This is a genomic window from Stenotrophomonas sp. YJH_SMC_57 (genome assembly GCF_059369755.1).
Genome location: NZ_JCAFSZ010000005.1, coordinates 15,478 through 32,528, shown reverse-complemented (window position 1 = coordinate 32,528; position 17,051 = coordinate 15,478). Strand labels below are relative to the sequence as shown.

At 66.8% G+C, this 17,051-nt stretch carries 18 protein-coding genes; 10 read left to right on the top strand and 8 right to left on the bottom strand.

The annotated features are described in order from the left end of the window. Positions 1-37 precede the first annotated feature (37 nt). A complete protein-coding gene (gene purT, locus AC5P7U_RS07615; protein WP_197564898.1) occupies positions 38-1,225 on the bottom strand; it encodes a formate-dependent phosphoribosylglycinamide formyltransferase in 1,188 nt (395 codons plus the stop codon). Between the two features lie 137 nt (positions 1,226-1,362). Here purT and AC5P7U_RS07610 point away from each other — a divergent pair, with 137 nt between their 5' ends. From AC5P7U_RS07610 to AC5P7U_RS07590, 5 genes are read left to right on the top strand one after another with little or no spacing between them, the layout of a single operon-like run. After that, a complete protein-coding gene (locus tag AC5P7U_RS07610; RefSeq protein WP_006424215.1) occupies positions 1,363-2,244 on the top strand; it encodes an SPFH domain-containing protein in 882 nt (293 codons plus the stop codon). A 45-nt stretch (positions 2,245-2,289) separates the two neighbouring features. Further along, positions 2,290-2,469: a type II toxin-antitoxin system antitoxin gene (locus AC5P7U_RS07605; RefSeq protein WP_005412615.1), complete on the top strand. Its 180-nt coding sequence runs from the start codon at positions 2,290-2,292 to the stop codon at positions 2,467-2,469. Then, entirely contained in the window at positions 2,466-2,645 is a 180-nt protein-coding gene (locus tag AC5P7U_RS07600; RefSeq protein WP_006424209.1) for a DUF4177 domain-containing protein, read from the top strand. Before AC5P7U_RS07605 ends, AC5P7U_RS07600 begins: the two co-directional genes overlap by 4 nt. A gap of 3 nt (positions 2,646-2,648) precedes the next feature. Continuing rightward, positions 2,649-3,242 carry a PH domain-containing protein gene (locus tag AC5P7U_RS07595; protein ID WP_006424207.1) on the top strand — a complete coding sequence of 198 codons (594 nt, stop codon included), beginning with the start codon at positions 2,649-2,651 and terminating at the stop codon, positions 3,240-3,242. 9 nt (positions 3,243-3,251) lie between these two features. Next, positions 3,252-4,061, top strand: a complete 810-nt coding sequence (locus AC5P7U_RS07590; RefSeq protein WP_197564899.1) for a M15 family metallopeptidase — start codon at positions 3,252-3,254, stop codon at positions 4,059-4,061. 231 nt (positions 4,062-4,292) lie between these two features. On the opposite strand, the gene AC5P7U_RS07585 is transcribed toward AC5P7U_RS07590, so the two are convergent. The 4 genes from AC5P7U_RS07585 to AC5P7U_RS07570 all read right to left on the bottom strand — a co-directional run bounded on the left by AC5P7U_RS07585 (position 4,293) and on the right by AC5P7U_RS07570 (position 7,926). Next, positions 4,293-4,664: a DUF423 domain-containing protein gene (locus tag AC5P7U_RS07585; protein ID WP_495220946.1), complete on the bottom strand. Its 372-nt coding sequence runs from the start codon at positions 4,662-4,664 to the stop codon at positions 4,293-4,295. A gap of 105 nt (positions 4,665-4,769) precedes the next feature. Continuing rightward, positions 4,770-5,843: a polyketide cyclase gene (locus tag AC5P7U_RS07580; protein ID WP_006424176.1), complete on the bottom strand. Its 1,074-nt coding sequence runs from the start codon at positions 5,841-5,843 to the stop codon at positions 4,770-4,772. Between the two features lie 233 nt (positions 5,844-6,076). Then, positions 6,077-6,718: a response regulator gene (locus AC5P7U_RS07575; protein WP_006424175.1), complete on the bottom strand. Its 642-nt coding sequence runs from the start codon at positions 6,716-6,718 to the stop codon at positions 6,077-6,079. Next, entirely contained in the window at positions 6,718-7,926 is a 1,209-nt protein-coding gene (locus tag AC5P7U_RS07570; RefSeq protein ID WP_006424174.1) for a sensor histidine kinase, read from the bottom strand. The genes AC5P7U_RS07575 and AC5P7U_RS07570 overlap by 1 nt, the downstream gene beginning before the upstream one ends. 149 nt (positions 7,927-8,075) lie before the next feature. Here AC5P7U_RS07570 and AC5P7U_RS07565 point away from each other — a divergent pair, with 149 nt between their 5' ends. The 5 genes from AC5P7U_RS07565 to AC5P7U_RS07545 are packed head-to-tail and all read left to right on the top strand — an operon-like array spanning position 8,076 to position 11,097. Beyond that, positions 8,076-8,672 carry a GNAT family N-acetyltransferase gene (locus tag AC5P7U_RS07565; protein WP_008267255.1) on the top strand — a complete coding sequence of 199 codons (597 nt, stop codon included), beginning with the start codon at positions 8,076-8,078 and terminating at the stop codon, positions 8,670-8,672. Further along, complete coding sequence (gene minC / locus AC5P7U_RS07560) at positions 8,618-9,463, top strand: septum site-determining protein MinC (RefSeq protein WP_049457735.1); 846 nt, start codon at positions 8,618-8,620, stop codon at positions 9,461-9,463. The genes AC5P7U_RS07565 and minC overlap by 55 nt, the downstream gene beginning before the upstream one ends. Before the next feature lie 35 nt (positions 9,464-9,498). Beyond that, positions 9,499-10,308, top strand: a complete 810-nt coding sequence (minD, locus tag AC5P7U_RS07555) for a septum site-determining protein MinD (RefSeq protein ID WP_006424120.1) — start codon at positions 9,499-9,501, stop codon at positions 10,306-10,308. A 2-nt stretch (positions 10,309-10,310) separates the two neighbouring features. Continuing rightward, on the top strand, positions 10,311-10,571 hold the full coding sequence (minE, locus tag AC5P7U_RS07550; protein ID WP_005408532.1) for a cell division topological specificity factor MinE: 261 nt from the start codon (positions 10,311-10,313) through the stop codon (positions 10,569-10,571). A gap of 46 nt (positions 10,572-10,617) precedes the next feature. Next, complete coding sequence (locus AC5P7U_RS07545) at positions 10,618-11,097, top strand: hypothetical protein (RefSeq protein WP_197564900.1); 480 nt, start codon at positions 10,618-10,620, stop codon at positions 11,095-11,097. 88 nt (positions 11,098-11,185) lie between these two features. On the opposite strand, the gene AC5P7U_RS07540 is transcribed toward AC5P7U_RS07545, so the two are convergent. From AC5P7U_RS07540 to AC5P7U_RS07530, 3 genes are all read right to left on the bottom strand, one after another. After that, entirely contained in the window at positions 11,186-12,430 is a 1,245-nt protein-coding gene (locus AC5P7U_RS07540; RefSeq protein WP_006424114.1) for a DUF819 family protein, read from the bottom strand. 131 nt (positions 12,431-12,561) lie between these two features. Next, the gene (locus AC5P7U_RS07535) at positions 12,562-14,640 is read right to left on the bottom strand and encodes an alpha/beta hydrolase family protein (RefSeq protein ID WP_006424113.1); all 2,079 of its coding nucleotides are present in this window, start codon (positions 14,638-14,640) and stop codon (positions 12,562-12,564) included. Positions 14,641-14,840: 200 nt separating this feature from the next. Further along, positions 14,841-16,805: an OPT family oligopeptide transporter gene (locus AC5P7U_RS07530; RefSeq protein WP_006424097.1), complete on the bottom strand. Its 1,965-nt coding sequence runs from the start codon at positions 16,803-16,805 to the stop codon at positions 14,841-14,843. Between the last annotated feature and the right edge of the window lie 246 nt (positions 16,806-17,051).

Sequence of the window (17,051 nt, the reverse complement as noted above, 5' to 3'; positions counted from 1 at the left end):
TGCGGTAGGCGACGACCGTTGGTCGTCGCACCTTCCTTTACGGACGCAGTTCGACGCCGATGGCGTCGGCGGCATCACGCGCGATGGCGCGTGCTTCGTCGATGGATTCCGCGCGTGCCAGGGTCACCCCGACGCGGCGATGGCCGTGCACGCTGGGCTTGCCGAACAGGCGCACCGCGGTATCCGGCACCTGCAGCGCGGCAGCGACGTTGTTGAAGTACGGCACGCCTTCGCCATGCGCCAGCAGCGCGCACGAGGCCGACGGGCCGCTCTGGCGGATCACCGGAATCGGCAGGCCGAGGATCGCACGCGCATGCAGCGCGAACTCGCTCAGCTCCTGCGAGACCAGCGTCACCAGGCCAGTGTCGTGCGGGCGCGGCGACACTTCGCTGAACCACACCTCGTCACCCTTCACGAACAGCTCGACGCCGAACAGGCCCCAACCGCCGAGGTCGTCGGTGATCGCACGCGAGATTTCTTCCGCACGCGCCAGCGCCTTGTCCGACATCGGCTGCGGCTGCCAGCTCTCGCGGTAGTCGCCGTCCTTCTGCAGGTGGCCGATCGGCGCGCAGAACGAGGTGCCACCGGCGTGGCGCACGGTCAGCAGGGTGATCTCGTAATCGAAATCGATGAAGCCCTCGACGATGCAGCGGCCGGCACCGGCGCGGCCACCGGTCTGCGCGTAGTCCCAGGCCGGGGCGACGTCCGCCTCGCTGCGCAGCGTGCTCTGGCCCTTGCCCGAGGACGACATCACCGGCTTGACCACGCACGGCAGGCCGATCGCGGCCACCGCGGCCCGGTACTCGGCCTCGGTATCGACGAAGCGGTACGGCGAGGTCGGCAGCCCGAGGGTCTCGGCGGCCAGGCGGCGGATGCCTTCACGGTCCATGGTCAGGCGTGCGGCGCGCGCGGTCGGGATCACCCGCAGGCCCTGCTCCTGTTCCAGCTGGACCAGGGTCTCGGTGTGGATGGCCTCGATCTCCGGCACCACCAGGTGCGGCTGCTCCTGGGCGATCAGCGCGCGCAGGGCCATCGCGTCCAGCATGTCGATCACGTGCGAGCGATGCGCGACCTGCATTGCCGGCGCATCGGCGTAGCGATCGGCGGCAATCACTTCCACGCCCAGCCGCTGCAGCTCGATGGCCACCTCCTTGCCGAGTTCACCCGACCCCAGCAGCAGCACCCGGGTGGCGGAGGGGGACAACGGAGTTCCAAGCTTGGCCATGGCGGTTCCAGCAGCGATGTGAAGGCGGGTGGGCATTCTAGCTGGCCGGGCACCCCGGCCACGGCATCCGACGAACGGTAGCCCGCATCTGATATCACTTTGATATCTTAATTCCGACCCCTCAAGGACGTACTGCCATGAAAGAGAAGTCGCTGTCCTCGCTCAACGGCCTCGGCACGCTGGCCGGCGCCCTGCTGGTCGCCCTCGCCGGTGCCGCCGTGTTCGTGCTCGGGGTTGCCGCCAAGGCCAGCACCGGCTCGCCCAACCTGCTGCTGATGCTGCTGGGCGTCCTGCTGGTCGCGGCGGGCATGTTCGTCCTGGCCGGCCTGTACACCATCCAGCCCAACCAGGCCGCGGTGCTCAGCCTGTTCGGCAAGTACGTCGGCACCGTGAAGGACAACGGCCTGCGCTGGAACAATCCCTTCTTCAGCAAGCGCCGGGTCAGCCAGCGCGTGCGCAACTTCGAAAGCGGCAAGCTGAAGGTCAACGAGCTGGACGGCAGCCCGATCGAGATCGCCGCGGTGATCGTCTGGCAGGTGGTCGATGCCTCCGAGGCGGTCTACAACGTGGATGACTACGAGAGCTTCGTGCATATCCAGTCCGAATCGGCGCTGCGCGCGATGGCCACCAGCTATCCCTATGACCAGCATGAGGACGGCCAGCTGGCCCTGCGCAGCCACGCCAGCGAGATCTCCCAGCACCTGAAGAACGAGTTGGCCGAGCGCCTGGCCGATGCCGGCGTGCAGGTGATCGACGCGCGTATCAGCCACCTCGCCTACGCCGCCGAAATCGCCCAGGCGATGCTGCAGCGGCAGCAGGCCAATGCGGTGATCGCCGCGCGCACGCGCATCGTGGCCGGCGCGGTCGGCATGGTCGAGATGGCCCTGGCCGAACTGCAGAAGAACGGCGTGGTGCAGTTGGATGAGGAACGCAAGGCGCACATGGTCAGCAACCTGTTGACCGTGCTGTGCTCGGACCGCGGCACCCAGCCGATCGTCAATGCCGGTTCGCTGTACTGAACCACCCTCGCAACGGGGCGCCCCACCGCCCCGCCAGGAGTTTTCATGAGTGAGAAGAAAGCCTATCCGCTGCGCATCAATGCCGAGGTCCTGGCCGCGGCACAGCGCTGGGCTGACGACGAGCTGCGCAGCCTCAACGCGCAGATTGAATACGTGCTGCGCGACGCCCTGCGCAAGGCAGGACGCCTGCCGAAACCCAAGCCATCGCCGGAGGACAAGGAATGAGCAAGCGCTGGAGCTACCAGACCATCGAGGTCAAGACGTCCATGATGGGCCTGCACAAGGCCGAGGACATCCAGGCCGAACTCAGCCGCCAGGGCCAACTCGGCTGGGAGCTGGTGAACATCATCATCCCGGCGCCGATGCGCCCGGCGATGCTGGTGTTCAAGAAGGAGGCCTGAGCCATGGGCGCCAGCGACCCGAAACAGTACGAGGTGGCCGACAGCTCGCCGTTGCGCGTGCTGTGGATCGTGCTGCCGCTGCTGGCCGCCTTCGTGGCCTGCCTGTATGCGCAGCTGTACAAGGCACCGGCCTCCGCCCCCTGGATCGAAGTGACGCTCTCGCCGCCCTGGTTCCGCATGGGCGGCAGCGCCGCCTGGAGCCTGCTGGTGATCGCCGCACTCGGCATCGGGCTGGGCGCGGCCTTCTTCCGCCGCCGGGTGGAACTGGCCGGCGACGTGCTGGATGTGCGCTCGACGCTGTATCGCCGGCGTGTCCCAGTGGCAACGCTGCGGCTGGACCAGGCGGAGGTGGTCGATCTCGGCCGCGACCGCCGCTATGGCATCCGTTTCAAGACCAACGGCTATGCAATGCCAGGCTTCTATTCGGGTCACTTCCGCCTGCAGGGCGGCGGCAAGGGATTCGCCCTGGTCACCGATCGCGCGCGCGTGCTTGCCCTGCCGGTCAGCGACGGCAGCACGCTGCTGCTCAGCGTGGATCGGCCGCAGGTGCTGCTCGATGCCCTGCGCAAGGTGGCCGCATCGGCGCCGCGGCAGTAAGCTGCGGCGATGCAACGACGCCCGCCCCTGCTGATCAACACCGCGACCATCGAGTTGTGGCCCGCCGGCCTGCTGCGCGCGCGCAGCAACCTGGACGCGCGCCTGCTGTCACAGGCGTACTGGGTGCTGCGGCGCAAGCGTGATGGCCGCTATCTGGCGGCCGTACTGCCGCGCGGCGTGCATTCGATGGTGCCACGCCTGACGCGTGAGCCCGGGACCGAGGAGGCGCTGGCACTGCTGGACGCAGCGGCAGCTCGGCCATTCGGGGCAGCGCTGGAAGATCAATGGCTTCCGCTGGCCGGGCTGCAGCAGCGCCTGCAGCAGCTGGGCCTGGACGCCCAGCGCTACGCAGACGACAGCGGCCTGCCGCTGGAAGCCGAACCCTGCCTGCTGCATTTCGCTGGTCGTGACCGCTTCGCCCGCCCGCTGTGGCTGCGCCGCGGCGCCGCGCAGGGCTGGCGGCGGATGCGCCTGCACGCTGCACGGGATGGCGTGGCACTGGACGCGATCTCCGGTTTCCGCAGCCATGCCTACCAGCTGGGCATCTTCGAACGGAAACGGGCGCGCGGGCTGAGCGTGGCGGAGATCCTGAAGGTCAATGCCGCACCGGGCTTCAGTGAACACCATAGCGGCCATGCGCTGGACATCGGCACGCCGGGCGATGCGCCGGCAGAGGAATCCTTCGACGCTACCGATGCATTCGCCTGGCTGCAGCGCCATGCCGGCGCGCACGGCTTCCAGCTGAGCTACCCGCGCGACAACCCGCACGGCATCGTCTACGAACCGTGGCACTGGTGCTGGAGACCGGCCAACGGCTGAGCCCCTCGTGGTGGCCGCAAGGCGAAGTCCATGGAGCTGTCCGGGCGGGTAGGCCGCGCAGGGGACGCCGTGAATCCGTCCCTGGAGGCTTAGCCGCGCCATCCATGGCGCGGATACCCCTGCCCAGCCCACCCGCCCGGCCTCTGACAGTTTCCGCGTGCGTCCGCCACGGAATGGAACAAGAGAGCAAAGACAAAAGCGGGTCGCTTCGCTCGAAGCCGAGCAGTGCCGTCACCGCCTCAACGCATTGATCGCCAGCAGCACCCATCCGGCCATCATGCTGGTACCGCCGATCGGCGCCATCCGCGTCGGCCACTGCCATAGCGCCCCGCCCACCAGGCTGCCGGAAAACAGCAGCACGCCCAGCAGCACTACGTACAACGCCAGGTGCGCGATCGCCCCTTGCGCGCGCGGGCCCAGCGCCACCAGCACCGCACCGTGCGCGAATGCGTACAACGCTGCCATGTTCAGATGCTGCTGCGCCAACGGATCGGGCACCCCATGCGAGGCATAGGCGGACAGGCCGATCGAGGTGGCGGCCAGCAATGCACCCAGGCAGGCCAGCAGGGAAGGCTTACGGGCACGGCGTTCCAGATTGAACATGAGGGCTCCTTGCGCAGCGCCGCTTGCCGGGCGCCAGATGAAAAAAAAACGCGCCGCAAGGAGCGGCGCGTTTTCGTGTCCAACACTACATGGGTCAGCCGAGGCTTACTTGACGGCCCAGTAGATGTCGTAGGTCGCTTCCGGGGTGAACGACTTGTCGATGCCATCCTTCCAGGTTTCGTACGGACGGTCGATGACTTCGTTGCCCGAGGTCACGGCCCAGGCACGCAGGCCGTTGCGGGCCACGTCCAGACCTGCCATGTGGCCGGTGTAGGCCGCATGCGCCGAACGGTGCGGAGCAACGTGCACGTACTTGACCGGGGCGCCGCCGTCGATCTTGACGGTCAGCTCTTCAGCGGTGGCACCTTCAGTACCCTTCTTCTTCACCGGCTGGGCGATGTCGAAGGCGTACTTCTCAGCACCGAAGTCGGTGGTGATGATGCGGAACGGGCCGGCGGCTTCAAGGCCATTGGCCTCCATCACGCGCTTGATCCACTCCTGGTTGTCCTTGATGGACTTGGTGATCGTGTCCTGACCGCGGTCCACGTTACCGGCGTTGACGACCAGCAGGTCTTCAACCGGCACATCGACGATGGCCAGATCGGTCAGCGGCGCTTCCGGGGTGCGGTAGTCGACGTTCGGGACGGTGGCGAGCATGTTGGCCATGCGCGACAGGCCCATCTTGATGTCGTCGCCGATCTGGCGGCTGACATACAGGCCGGCATAACGACCGAACAGGTCGAAGCCGTACTTCACCGAGTAGTCCTGGGTGATCTTGACGTTGCGGCCACCCTTGCCGGTCGGCTCCAGGGTGAAGGTGGTGACCTTGTCGTGACCCTTGGTCGGGTCTTCGATGGCGATCGCAACGCGCTTGTTCTCTTCGGCTTCGGTGATCTTCCAGGAGCCGGTGCCCAGGTCCTTGGAGGTGAAGTCGAGAGTGGCCCCGACGCCGGAGGCCGGGCCGGACAGCTTCAGTTCAACGGCGGGATCGCGCAGTACCAGCGGGTTCCAGTCCTTGAAGCGGCGCAGGCTGCTGACCGTGTCGTACACGATCGTCATCTTGCGGTTGGTCTCGATGCTTTCGGTGATGTGACGCTCGCCCGGCAGACATACGCCAATGATGACGAACAGGCCAGCCACGATCCCCAAGGCGATCAGGAACTCGATAATACGGGTCATTCAGAGAGTCTCCGGGGCCGATCCCACGGCCGGGTTGATTGAAGCGAAGCGCCAATCCTAGCAGGCTTCGCGGGCATTGTTTATCGGGATTGGCGCACCGGTTTCCCTGCCGGCTGCGTATTTGTATGGACAAAGAATTCGAAGGGTAACGCATACCGTCACCCGCCAGTAGGGGGCGCGCTTGGCCGGAACCCCCGGTCGTCACCCAAGTTGTTGTACCGGAACGATTTTCCCTAGACCAGCTGAAGTTCGAACGCCTTCAGTACGGCGCGCGTGCGGTCGCGCACACCCAGCTTGGAGAGGATGTTGGACACGTGGTTCTTGATCGTGCCTTCGGCCACGCCCAGCGAGTTGGCGATCTCCTTGTTGGAGAACCCACTGGCCATCAGCCGCAGGATCTCGGTCTCGCGGTCGGTCAGCGGGTCGGGCCGGTCCAGGCTGACGAACTCGTTGCGCATGTGCTCCAGGCCGGACAGCAGCCGCTGGGTCACTGCCGGCTGCACCAGTGAACCGCCGTCGGCCACGGTGCGGATGGCCCCGACCAGCTGCGCCAGGGTAACGTCCTTGAGCAGGTAGCCCTTGGCACCGGCCTTGAGCCCGGCCAGCACCAGCTGGTCGTCATCGAAGGTGGTGAGGATGATGGTCGGCGGCAGCTGCTCCTGCCTCGACAGAACCTGCAGTGCTTCCAGCCCGGACATCACCGGCATGCGCATGTCCATCAGGACCACATCGGGACGCACCTGCGGGATCAGTTCGACCGCCTGCCGGCCATCGCCGGCCTCGGCCACCACCTCGATGCCATCATCGAGCGCCAGCAGGGAGCGGATTCCCTGCCGCACCAGGGTTTGGTCATCGACCAGGCAGACGCGAATCATCAACGTACTCCTTCAGGAACCTTGGTAAGGGCGGCCACCAGCACCGTTGCCGGCACCGTCGCCCGCAGGCGGAAGCCTTCGCCGGGACGGGTCTCGACCTGCAGCTGGCCACCACATTGTTGCAGGCGCTCGCGCATGCCGCGCAAGCCATTGCCCACATTGACCATTTCCGCGCCGACGCCGTCGTCGCGGGCCTCCACCACCACCCGGTCCGGCGCTTCACGGTACACCTTGATCCACAGGTGGCGGGCACTGGCGTGGCGCACGGCATTGGTGATGATCTCTTGGGTGCAGCGCAGCAGCACGTGGGCCCGCTGCGGGTCCTCCACGTTCAGGGGATCCTCGATCTCCAGCTGGATGTCCAGCGAGGGCACGTTCTCGGTCAGCGGGCGCAGCGCTGCGGCCAGGTCGATGGCACCGGTCTCGCGCAGCTGGCTGACCACCTCGCGCACGTTGCCCAGCAGCAGCTTGGCCAATGCGTGGGAACGCTTCACATGCTCCAGCGCCTGGCCGTCGGCCAGGTGGCCGGCCACTTCCAGGTTCAGGGTCAGCGCGGTCAGCTGGTGGCCCAGCAGGTCATGCAGCTCGCGCGAGATGCGCGTGCGCTCATTGACCCGGGCGCTCTCGGCCAGCAGGGCGCGGGTGGCACGCAGTTCCGAGTTGAGCCGGCGCTGTTCGTCGCGGGCCTCGGCCTGGCGACGGGCCACCAGCGCGATCACGAACACGAAGCTGGAGAAGCCCATGTAGCCCACCGCCTGCAGCACGGCGATGAACGGCGGGAAGCCCAGCGGCTGGATGTATACCGGCAACACCGCCAGGTTGCTGGCCACCAGCCAGACCACGCCGATGCGCGGCCCCAGCAGCCATGGCAGCAGGCCGGCCACCACCATCAGCAGGATGCTGCCCAGCGCGGTACCGGAAAAATAGCTCACGCCGATCGCGCAGGCGGTCAGCAGGATCAGCGCCGCGTGGTCGAAGAAGCCCGGACGGCCCTCGCCCAGCGAGCGGGTCAGCGCCCAGTACACGATGCCGAAAGCCAGGTAGGCCGAGGCCCAGGGAATGATGCGGAAGCCGGCTTCGCCGTCCAGCGTCTCCAGCGTCAGCGAGACAGGATCGATCAGGTAGATCGCGAGCCAAAGGCCGACGGTGCCCCAGGTGAACAACCCGGAGTAGCGCAGCATCGCATTGTGGTTCAGTCGGGCCAGCATCCCTCATCGTAGCCCGTGCACGGCCGCTCCCAAGCGCCGAAAGTCATGCTCGGGCATATCCCCTGTTCATGCCGCAGCCCACCCCGGGCATGCAATAATCGTGCGCAGGGTCCCTTGATGGACCAACCGCGTTACCCCACGGAGTCACAATGTCGATTGTCATCCGCGACGTGCGCGAGCACGAGCTCGATTCCGTCCTGGCTTTGAACAACAACGCTGGCCTGGCCATCCTTCCCCTGGATGCGGCCCGCCTGCGCCTGTTCTACGAAACCGCTGAGTATTTCCGCGTCGCCGAGCGCGACGGCAACCTGGCCGGATTCCTGATCGGCTTCGGCAGCGACAGCCAGCACGACAGCAGCAACTTCGCCTGGTTCAAGCAGCAGCTGGACACGCCCTTCTTCTATATCGACCGCATCGTGGTCGCCAGCCGCCGCCGCGGCGGTGGCGTCGGCCGTGCGTTCTATGCCGACGCCCAGAGCTTCGCCGAGCTGCGCTACCCGCAGATGACCTGCGAGGTCTTCCTCGACCATGGCGCCGATGCCGCCCTGCTCTTCCACGGCAGCTTCGGCTTCCGCGAGCTGGGCCAGAACACCATGGCCCAGGTCGATGTGCGTGCCAGCATGCTGGCCAAGGAACTGTGCAGCTACCCGTGGGTGCAGGAGACCTACCGCGGCAAGCTGCCGGATGTGGCATGGACACGCGCCCGGCAGCTGCCGGCGCAGGCACAGCGGCCGACGGGGACCTGAGCGTGGCGGTGAATTTCGATTACGAACAGGCCGGTGAACTGAAGATCGGCCAGGTGGGCATCGCCAACCTGCGCATCCGTACCCTTGATGTCGAACGCCTCGTGCAGGAAATGCGCGAGCGCGTGACCCGCGCACCGAAGCTGTTCGGCCGCGCTGCGGTGATCCTCGATTTCGGCGGCCTGAGCCAGGTGCCGGACGTGGCCACCGCACAGGCGCTGGTCGACGGCCTGCGCAGCGCGGGCGTGCTGCCGGTGGCACTGGCCTACGGCACCAGCGCGGTCGATCTGCTTTCGCAGCAGCTCGGCCTGCCGTTGCTGGCCAAGTTCCGCGCGCAGTACGAGCGTGCCGAAGCCGAACCGGCCCCGCCGGCGCCCGCACCGGAACCGCGTCGCGCCGTCCGCGCCGAGCCGAAGCCGGCCCCCGCCGCGCCGGTGGCCAAGGTCGCCGATGCCGCAGCGCCGCAGCCGGGCCGCATGCAGCTGGGCAACGTGCGTTCGGGCCAGCAGCTGTACGCGGAAAACTGCGACCTGACCGTGATGGCCACCGTCGGCGCCGGCGCCGAGGTCATCGCCGATGGCAGCATCCATATCTACGGCACCCTGCGCGGCCGCGCGCTGGCAGGAGCCCAGGGCAACACCGCGGCACGCATCTTCTGCCGTGATTTCCATGCGGAACTGGTCGCCATTGCAGGCCATTACAAGGTACTGGACGATGTCCCGGACAACCTGCGCGGCAAGGCCGTGCAGGTGTGGCTGGAACAGGACCAGATCAAGATCGCTGCGCTGGACTGACGCAGCCCCCAAACAGAATCATCAGGAGAAGTCCTTTGGCTGAAATCATCGTAGTCACCTCCGGCAAGGGCGGCGTCGGCAAGACCACTTCCAGCGCGAGCCTGGCCTGCGGCCTGGCACGGCGCGGCAAGAAGGTGGCGGTGATCGACTTCGACGTCGGCCTGCGCAACCTCGACCTGATCATGGGCTGCGAGCGCCGCGTGGTGTACGACTTCGTCAACGTCGTGCACGGCGAAGCCACCCTCAAGCAGGCCCTGATCAAGGACAAGCGCTTCGACAACCTGTACGTGCTGGCCGCCTCGCAGACCCGCGACAAGGACGCACTGACCCAGGAAGGCGTGGGCAAGGTCCTGAAGGACCTGGCCGCCGACGGCTTCGACTACATCATCTGCGACTCCCCGGCCGGCATCGAGAAGGGCGCCTTCCTGGCGATGTACTTCGCCGATCGCGCGGTGGTGGTGGTGAACCCGGAAGTGTCTTCGGTGCGCGACTCGGACCGCATCATCGGCCTGCTCGATTCGAAGACCCACAAGGCCGAGTCCGGCCAGGACGTGCCGGCCTTCCTGCTGCTGACCCGCTACACCCCGGTGCGCGTGGAAAGCGGCGAGATGCTGAGCATCGCCGACGTCGAGGAAGTCCTCGGCCTGAAGGCGATCGGCGTGATTCCGGAATCGGGCGACGTGCTCAACGCCTCCAACAAGGGCGAGCCGGTGATCCTGGATGTCGAATCCGCTGCCGGCCAGGCCTATGAAGACGCCGTCGCGCGCATCCTCGGCGAAGAACGCCCGATGCGCTTCACCAACGTCGAGAAGAAGGGCTTCTTCAGCAAGCTGTTCGGAGGGTAAGCATGGGCCTGTTTGATTTCCTCAAAGCGAAGAAGACCACCGCCGAAACCGCCAAGAACCGCCTGCAGATCATCATCGCGCAGGAACGCAGCCACCGCGGTGGCCCGGACTACCTGCCGCTGCTGCAGCGCGAGCTGCTGGAAGTGATCAAGAAGTACGTGAACATCGACGTCGACGCGGTGAAGGTCGACCTGGTGAAGGATGGGCAGCACGACGTGCTGGACATCTCCGTGGCGCTGCCAGAAGGCCCGGACAAACCCTGATGCCCTGCCCCGCCCGTGCCTGCATGGGCGGGGCTGCATGACCCGCATGACCGATACGACAACCGCCGTGGACATCACCTGCGTGGGCGACATCGCCTTCGCCGATGCGCAGTGCCTGCTCGCCGCGCATGGCCTTCGGCTGCACCACGTGGCCGCCGGTGAACCGATTCCCGGCAGCTACTGGGGCGAACCGGAGGCGGGCATCATCGCCAGCAACGTGTACGTGCGCGATGACACGCCCGTGCATTCGATGCTGCACGAAGCCTGCCACCTGATCGTATTGCCGCCGGAGCGGCGTGCACTGGTGCACACCGACGCCACCGACTCGGTGGCCGAGGAAGACGCTACCTGCTACCTGCAGATCGTGCTGGCCGGGCAACTGCCCGGGGTCGGCAGCGACCGGCTGATGGCCGACATGGATGCGTGGGGGTATACGTACCGGCTGGGCTCTACGAGGGCGTGGTTCGAGCAGGATGCCGAAGACGCGAAAGCCTGGTTGATCGAACGCGGCTTGCCGGCCGCGTAACGCATCGGTAGTGCCGGCCGCTGGCCGGCAAACCCCTGAACCTTTGAAGCATCGCCTGGTTGCCGGCCAGCGGCCGGCACTACCCCGGTCAGCCCTGCCCGGCCAGTGCGCGCAGGGTGATGCCGACGACATAGGCCAGATAGGTGCCGGTGGCGTAGCCCATCGTACCCAGCAGCACGCCGACCGGCGCCAGGGCCGGATGGAACGCTGCGGCCACCACCGGCGCCGAGGCCGGGCCTCCGATGTTCGACTGCGAACCGATGGCGAAGTAGAAGAACGGCACCTTCAGCAGCTTGCCCAGGCACCACAGCAGCACGATGTGCACGGCGATCCAGATCAGGCCGAGCAGGAACAGCCACGGCCGGTCCAGCAGCGCCAGCAGATCCATCTGCATGCCGATGCAGGCGATCAGGAAATACAGCAGCAGCGAACCCAGCCGCGATGCGCCGGCCCCTTCGAGGGTGCGCGCACGGGTGAAGCTCAGGCCCAGGCCCAGCGTGGTCGACAGCACCACCACCCACACGAACGGCGCGTCCAGGCTGAACTGTGCGGCCCAGCTGACGTTGATCTTGAACCATGCGGCCAGCGGCGCACCGATGGCATGCGCCAGGCCGACGCCACCGAAGGCCACCGCCACGATCAGCATCAGGTCGGTGAGGCTGGGAATGCGCTCGTGCTCGGCCTGGAAGCGCGCGATACGCTCCTTCAGTTCATCGATGGCCGAGGTATCGGCGCCACTGCGTGCATCGATCCTTGCCGCGCGGCCGGCCAGGAAGATCAGCGCCGCCATCCACACGTAGCCGACGCCGACATCCACCACCGCAAACTGGCCGAACGTGGTGGCGTTGACGTCGAACACTTCGCGCATCGCCAGCATGTTGGCACCGCCGCCGATCCAGCTGCCGGCCAGCGCAGCCATGCCGGCCCAGGTATCGCCGGCCACGGTGTCAGGATGGATCGCGCGCATCACCAGGAAGGCCACCACCGCGCCCAGCATGATGCTGGCCGAAGCGCCCAGGTACATCAGCACCAGCTTCGGGCCCAGCCGCAGGATGCCCTTGATGTCCACCGCCAGGGTCAGCAGGATCAGCGCCGCCGGCAGCAGGATGTCGCGCGCGACCGGGTTGTAGAGCCTGGTGTTCTGGCCGTCGATCAGGCCGACGGTGTTGTAGATGCCGGGAAGCAGATAGCACAGCAGCAGTGCCGGCACGAAGGTGTAGAAGCGCTTCCACAGCCCCTGCTCGCGCGAGGCGGTCCAGAACACGGCGCCGAGGGTGGCGGCGATCAAACCGAAGACGACGATGTCGTTCTGGATCAGGGCGGTCGAGGGCATGCAGGCGCTCTGGGTAGTGCCGGCCGCTGGCCGGCAATCTGGCAGGGGTGGGAAGCAGAATGGGGTTGCCGGCCAGCGGCCGGCACTACCAGAAAGCAGAGCGCCGCCCCGAAGGGCGGCGCCGGAACCGCTTATTCGCCGATGTGCTGCTTCAGCCAGGCATTGACGGTGTCATGCCACAGGATGCTGTTGTTCGGCTTCAGCACCCAGTGGTTCTCGTCCGGGAAGTACAGGAACTTCGATTCGATGCCCTGGCGCTGGGCGGCGGTGAACGCGGCCAGGCCCTGCTCGACCGGAATGCGGAAGTCCTGCTGGCCGTGGATGACCAGGATCGGCTTCTTCCAGTCCGCCACGTGGTTGACCGGGTTGAACTTCTCGTAGTTCGCGGCCTTCTGGTACGGCGTACCGCCCTGCTCCCACTCGGTGAACCACAGTTCTTCGGTGGCGTAACCCATCATGCGCTGGTCGAACACGCCGTCATGGTTGACCAGGCACTTGAACGGGCCGTTCCAGTTGCCGGCGATCCAGTTGACCATGAAGCCGCCGTAGCTGGCGCCCAGCGCACAGGCCTTGTCGCCGTTGAGGAAGGAATACTTCTTCAGCGCCGCGTCCCAGCCCTTCTGCAGGTCTTCCAGCGGGCGGTCGCCCCAGTGCTGGCTGATCGCATCGGTGAAGGCCTGGCCGTAACCGGTGGAACCGTGGAAGTCGATCATCACCACCGCATAGCCCTGGCCCGCGTACGTCTGCGGATTCCAGCGGTAGCTCCAGCCGTTGCCGAAGCTGCCCTGCGGGCCGCCGTGGATCAGGAACGCGACCGGGTAGGACTTGCCTTCCTGGTAGTTGTGCGGCTTGACCACGTAGCCGTGCACGGTGTCGTTGTTCCAGCCCTTGAACTCGAACTGCTCGTAGTCGCCGAAGGACACGTCCTTCAGCACGTCGCCGGCGGCCGGGGTCAGCGCGCGCAGCTCGCCGATCGGCTGGCCAGCGGCCGGCAGCAGGCCGACCAGCACCTGGTCGTTGCTTTTCAGGCTGTTGCGGGTGATCGCCACGCTGTTGCCGGCCACGTCGACCGCGGTCACGCTGCCGTCGCCGATCAGCTTGGTGGCCTTGCCGCTGGCCACGTCGATCTGGAACAGCGGGTGCTCGCCGAGGTCATCGGCGGTGGTGTAGATGCTGGCGCCGTCGGCGGACAGGGCGATGCCACCGGCCGAGCGATCCCACTGCGGGGCGATCTCGCGGGTCTTGCCGCTGGCCAGGTCCATCGCCATCAGGCCGAAGCGATCGGCCTCGAAGCCCGGGCGCTTCATCGCGCGGTAGAACAGGGTCTTGCCGTCGGCGCTGAACACCGGGCCGGCATCCCAGGCCGGGTTGGACGCGGTCAGGTTGACCGGCGCCTGCTTGCCGGCGGCGTCGAAACGGTACAGGTCGAAGTTGGTCGACCACGGTTCCTGCTTGCCGGCCACGCGGATGCTGGCCACCACGCTGGCGCCATCCGGCGACCACACGAAATCATCGTTGCCGCCGAACGGCTTGGACGGTGCATCACCGTCGATGGTCGCGCTCAGCGCCGACGCCCCCTTGACCGGACCGGCCTTGGCCGCCGGCAGCGGCGCCACGAACAGGGTGTTGCGACGGCCGTCATTCCAGGTATCCCAGTGGCGCACGAACAGCGAATCGAAGACCTTGCCGCTGGCCTTGGCGTCCTTGTTGTCCTTGAGCTTCTTCGCGGTGCAGGCCAGGTCAGAGGCGCACGCCTGGAACACGCCGGCGCTGAACAGCACGCGGTCGTCCTGCGGCGACACGTGGTAGCTGTCCACGTCGACCGCGAAATCGGTCAGCTGGCGCGGCGTGCCGCCGCTGAGCGGCTGTGCATACAGCTGCTGGCTGCCGTTCTTGCCGCTGAGGAAGTACACGGTCTGGCCATCGGCCGACAGTGAAGCGGAATTGACGTTCCAGCCAGCCGGGGTGATCTGCTTCGGCGGTGCCGCATCACGGGTGAGCAGGTTGCGTGCGAACAGCGCGGTGGAGGCCTTCAGGTTGGCATCCACGCTGCGCTTGGCGAACACCACGGTGCTGCCGTCAGCGGTCAGTACCGGCGCGGAGACGCGGTCCATGGCCACCATGTCGCGGACTTCCAGGCCACGGGCAGCGGCAACGCTGGGCAGGGCGGCCAGCAGGCTCAGTGGCAGCAGGGCATGACGCAGTTTCATCGGGGTCTCCGCAGGGACGGCAAAAAACCGATGTTAGGCCCGTGCGGCCGGGGCTGCCAAGGCCATCGGTCATGGCCGCGACGGGGGACGGCCCCGCCGCCAGAAAAAGCAAACCGCGCCGTAGCGCGGTCTGCGGTAGTGCCGGCCGCTGGCCGGCATTCCGTTGGCGTAGCCGGCCAGCGGCCGGCACTACCCATTCCTTACGCCACGGCGCGCTTGCCGGTGCGGTAGATCAGCCAGCCGACCAGGAACAGCACGGCCAGGCCGATCCACTGTGCGCCCGGCAGGTGGAACGGCACGGCCAGCACGTCGGCGCGGCTGCTGACCACGATCGGCACGGCGATGGCAATGCCCATCAGCGCTTCGCCGGTGATCAGGCCAGCGGCAAACAGCACGCCCGGCTTGTGCACGCGGTCGCGGCCCTCTTCGTCATCGGCGCGCACCTTGTGGAAACGCTCGACCAGATGGGCAATCAGGCCACCGAGGAAGATCGGCACCATCAGCTCCAGCGGCAGGTAGATACCGATGGCGGCAGCCAGCACCGGCACGCGGAAACGTGCATTGCGCGACTTCAGCCAGCTGTCGAAGGCGATGATCGCGGCGCCGACCACGGCACCGATGCCGATGAAGGTCCACGGCAGTTCACCACCAAACAGGCCCTTGGCCACCGAGGCCATCAGGTTCGCCTGCGGCGCGGCCAGCGCGTTCGGGTGCAGCTCGGACTTGACGCCGATGCCGTAGGCGGTGGCCAGCAGGTTCAGCACCGGGGCCATGATCAGCGCGCACGAGAACGCACCGATGCCCAGCATCAGCTGCTGCTTCCACGGGGTGGCGCCGACAATGTAGCCGGCCTTGAGGTCCTGCAGGTTGTCACCGCCAACCGCGGCAGCACAGCACACCACCGCGCCGATCATGATCGCGGCCACCGCACCCAGCGGCGCACCGAAGGCACCGACCGGCTGCAGGCCATCCTTGCCCAGCAGCAGCACCAGCACCGCCGAGGCGAACAGGATGGTGGAAATGGTGATGCCCGAGACCGGGTTGTTGGACGAACCGATCAGGCCGGCCAGGTAGGCCGAGACCGAAACGAACAGGAAGCCGGCGACGATCATGATGAGGGTCATCGGGATCGACACATGCCACTGGCCGACGATGGCCTGGTACAGGGCCAGCAGCGGCAGCACGAAGACCACCAGGGCCACCAGCATCCACTTCATCGGCAGGTCGCGCTCGGTGTGCGCCAGTACCGGGCCACCGCTCTTGCGCGCAGCCGCGAAGCCGCTCTTGACGCCGTTCAGCAGCGACTTGCGCAGCGAGATGAGGGTCCAGATGCCACCGATCAGCATCGCGCCGACGCCCAGGTAGCGCATCTTCGCGCCCCAGATGGCGAACGCGGCCTCGGTGGACGAGGCGGTGGCAACCGACGCGGCCAGGGCCGGATCGGTATTCATGAAGAATGCCTGGTAGATCGGAATGGCGATGTGCCAGGTCAGGATCGAACCGGACACCACCACGATGCCGACGTTGAGGCCGACGATGTAGCCCACGCCGAGCAGCGCCGGCGACAGGTTGGTACCGATGAAGGCGGTGATCTTGGAGCTGCCGACGTAGGCCGAGGTGGCCCAGGCATCGGGAATCAGGCGCATGCCGCTTTCGGCGGCCAGCTTGACGAAGGCACCGATCACCGCCGACAGGCCGAGGATCTTCAGGCCCGGGCCCGGGTTCTCACCGGCCTTGAGCACTTCCGCCGCTGCCTTGCCTTCCGGGAACGGCAGCGGGTCTTCGACGATCATCGAACGGCGCAGCGGCACCGAGAACAGCACGCCCAGCAGGCCGCCCAGCCCAGCGATGCCCAGCACCCACCAGTACTTGAAGTCGGGCCAGTAGCCCATGATCACCAGCGCGGGGATGGTGAAGATCACACCGGCGGCGATCGACGAACCGGCCGAAGCACCGGTCTGCACGATGTTGTTCTCGAGGATGGAGCCACCGCCCAGCAGGCGCAGCACGCCCATGGAAATCACCGCGGCGGGAATGGCGGTGGCGATGGTCAGGCCTGCGAACAGACCAAGGTAGGCGTTAGCGGCCGACAGCACCACCGCCAGCACGATGGCCAGGGCCACTGCGCGGAAGGTGAGCTGCTTGGGCGCAGCGTCGTGGTTCATGGAAGCCCCTGCTGGCAAAAAATCCTGGTCACGCTAGCGTTCAGGGGGCGTCACGTCCAGTGCGGTTCGGGAGGGTTGCAGCCGGGTCGCCGGTGGGGTAGTCGCTTTTGACCAAACTCGGCCAACGCATCAAGCTCATCAGGCACATCCCAATGGGCTGCCGGGTACCGGATACCGCGATCCCCCTGCCCCACATCGGCCAGGCCAGCCACCGCTGCAGCATTCCAGCCAACATCGTTTGAAGTG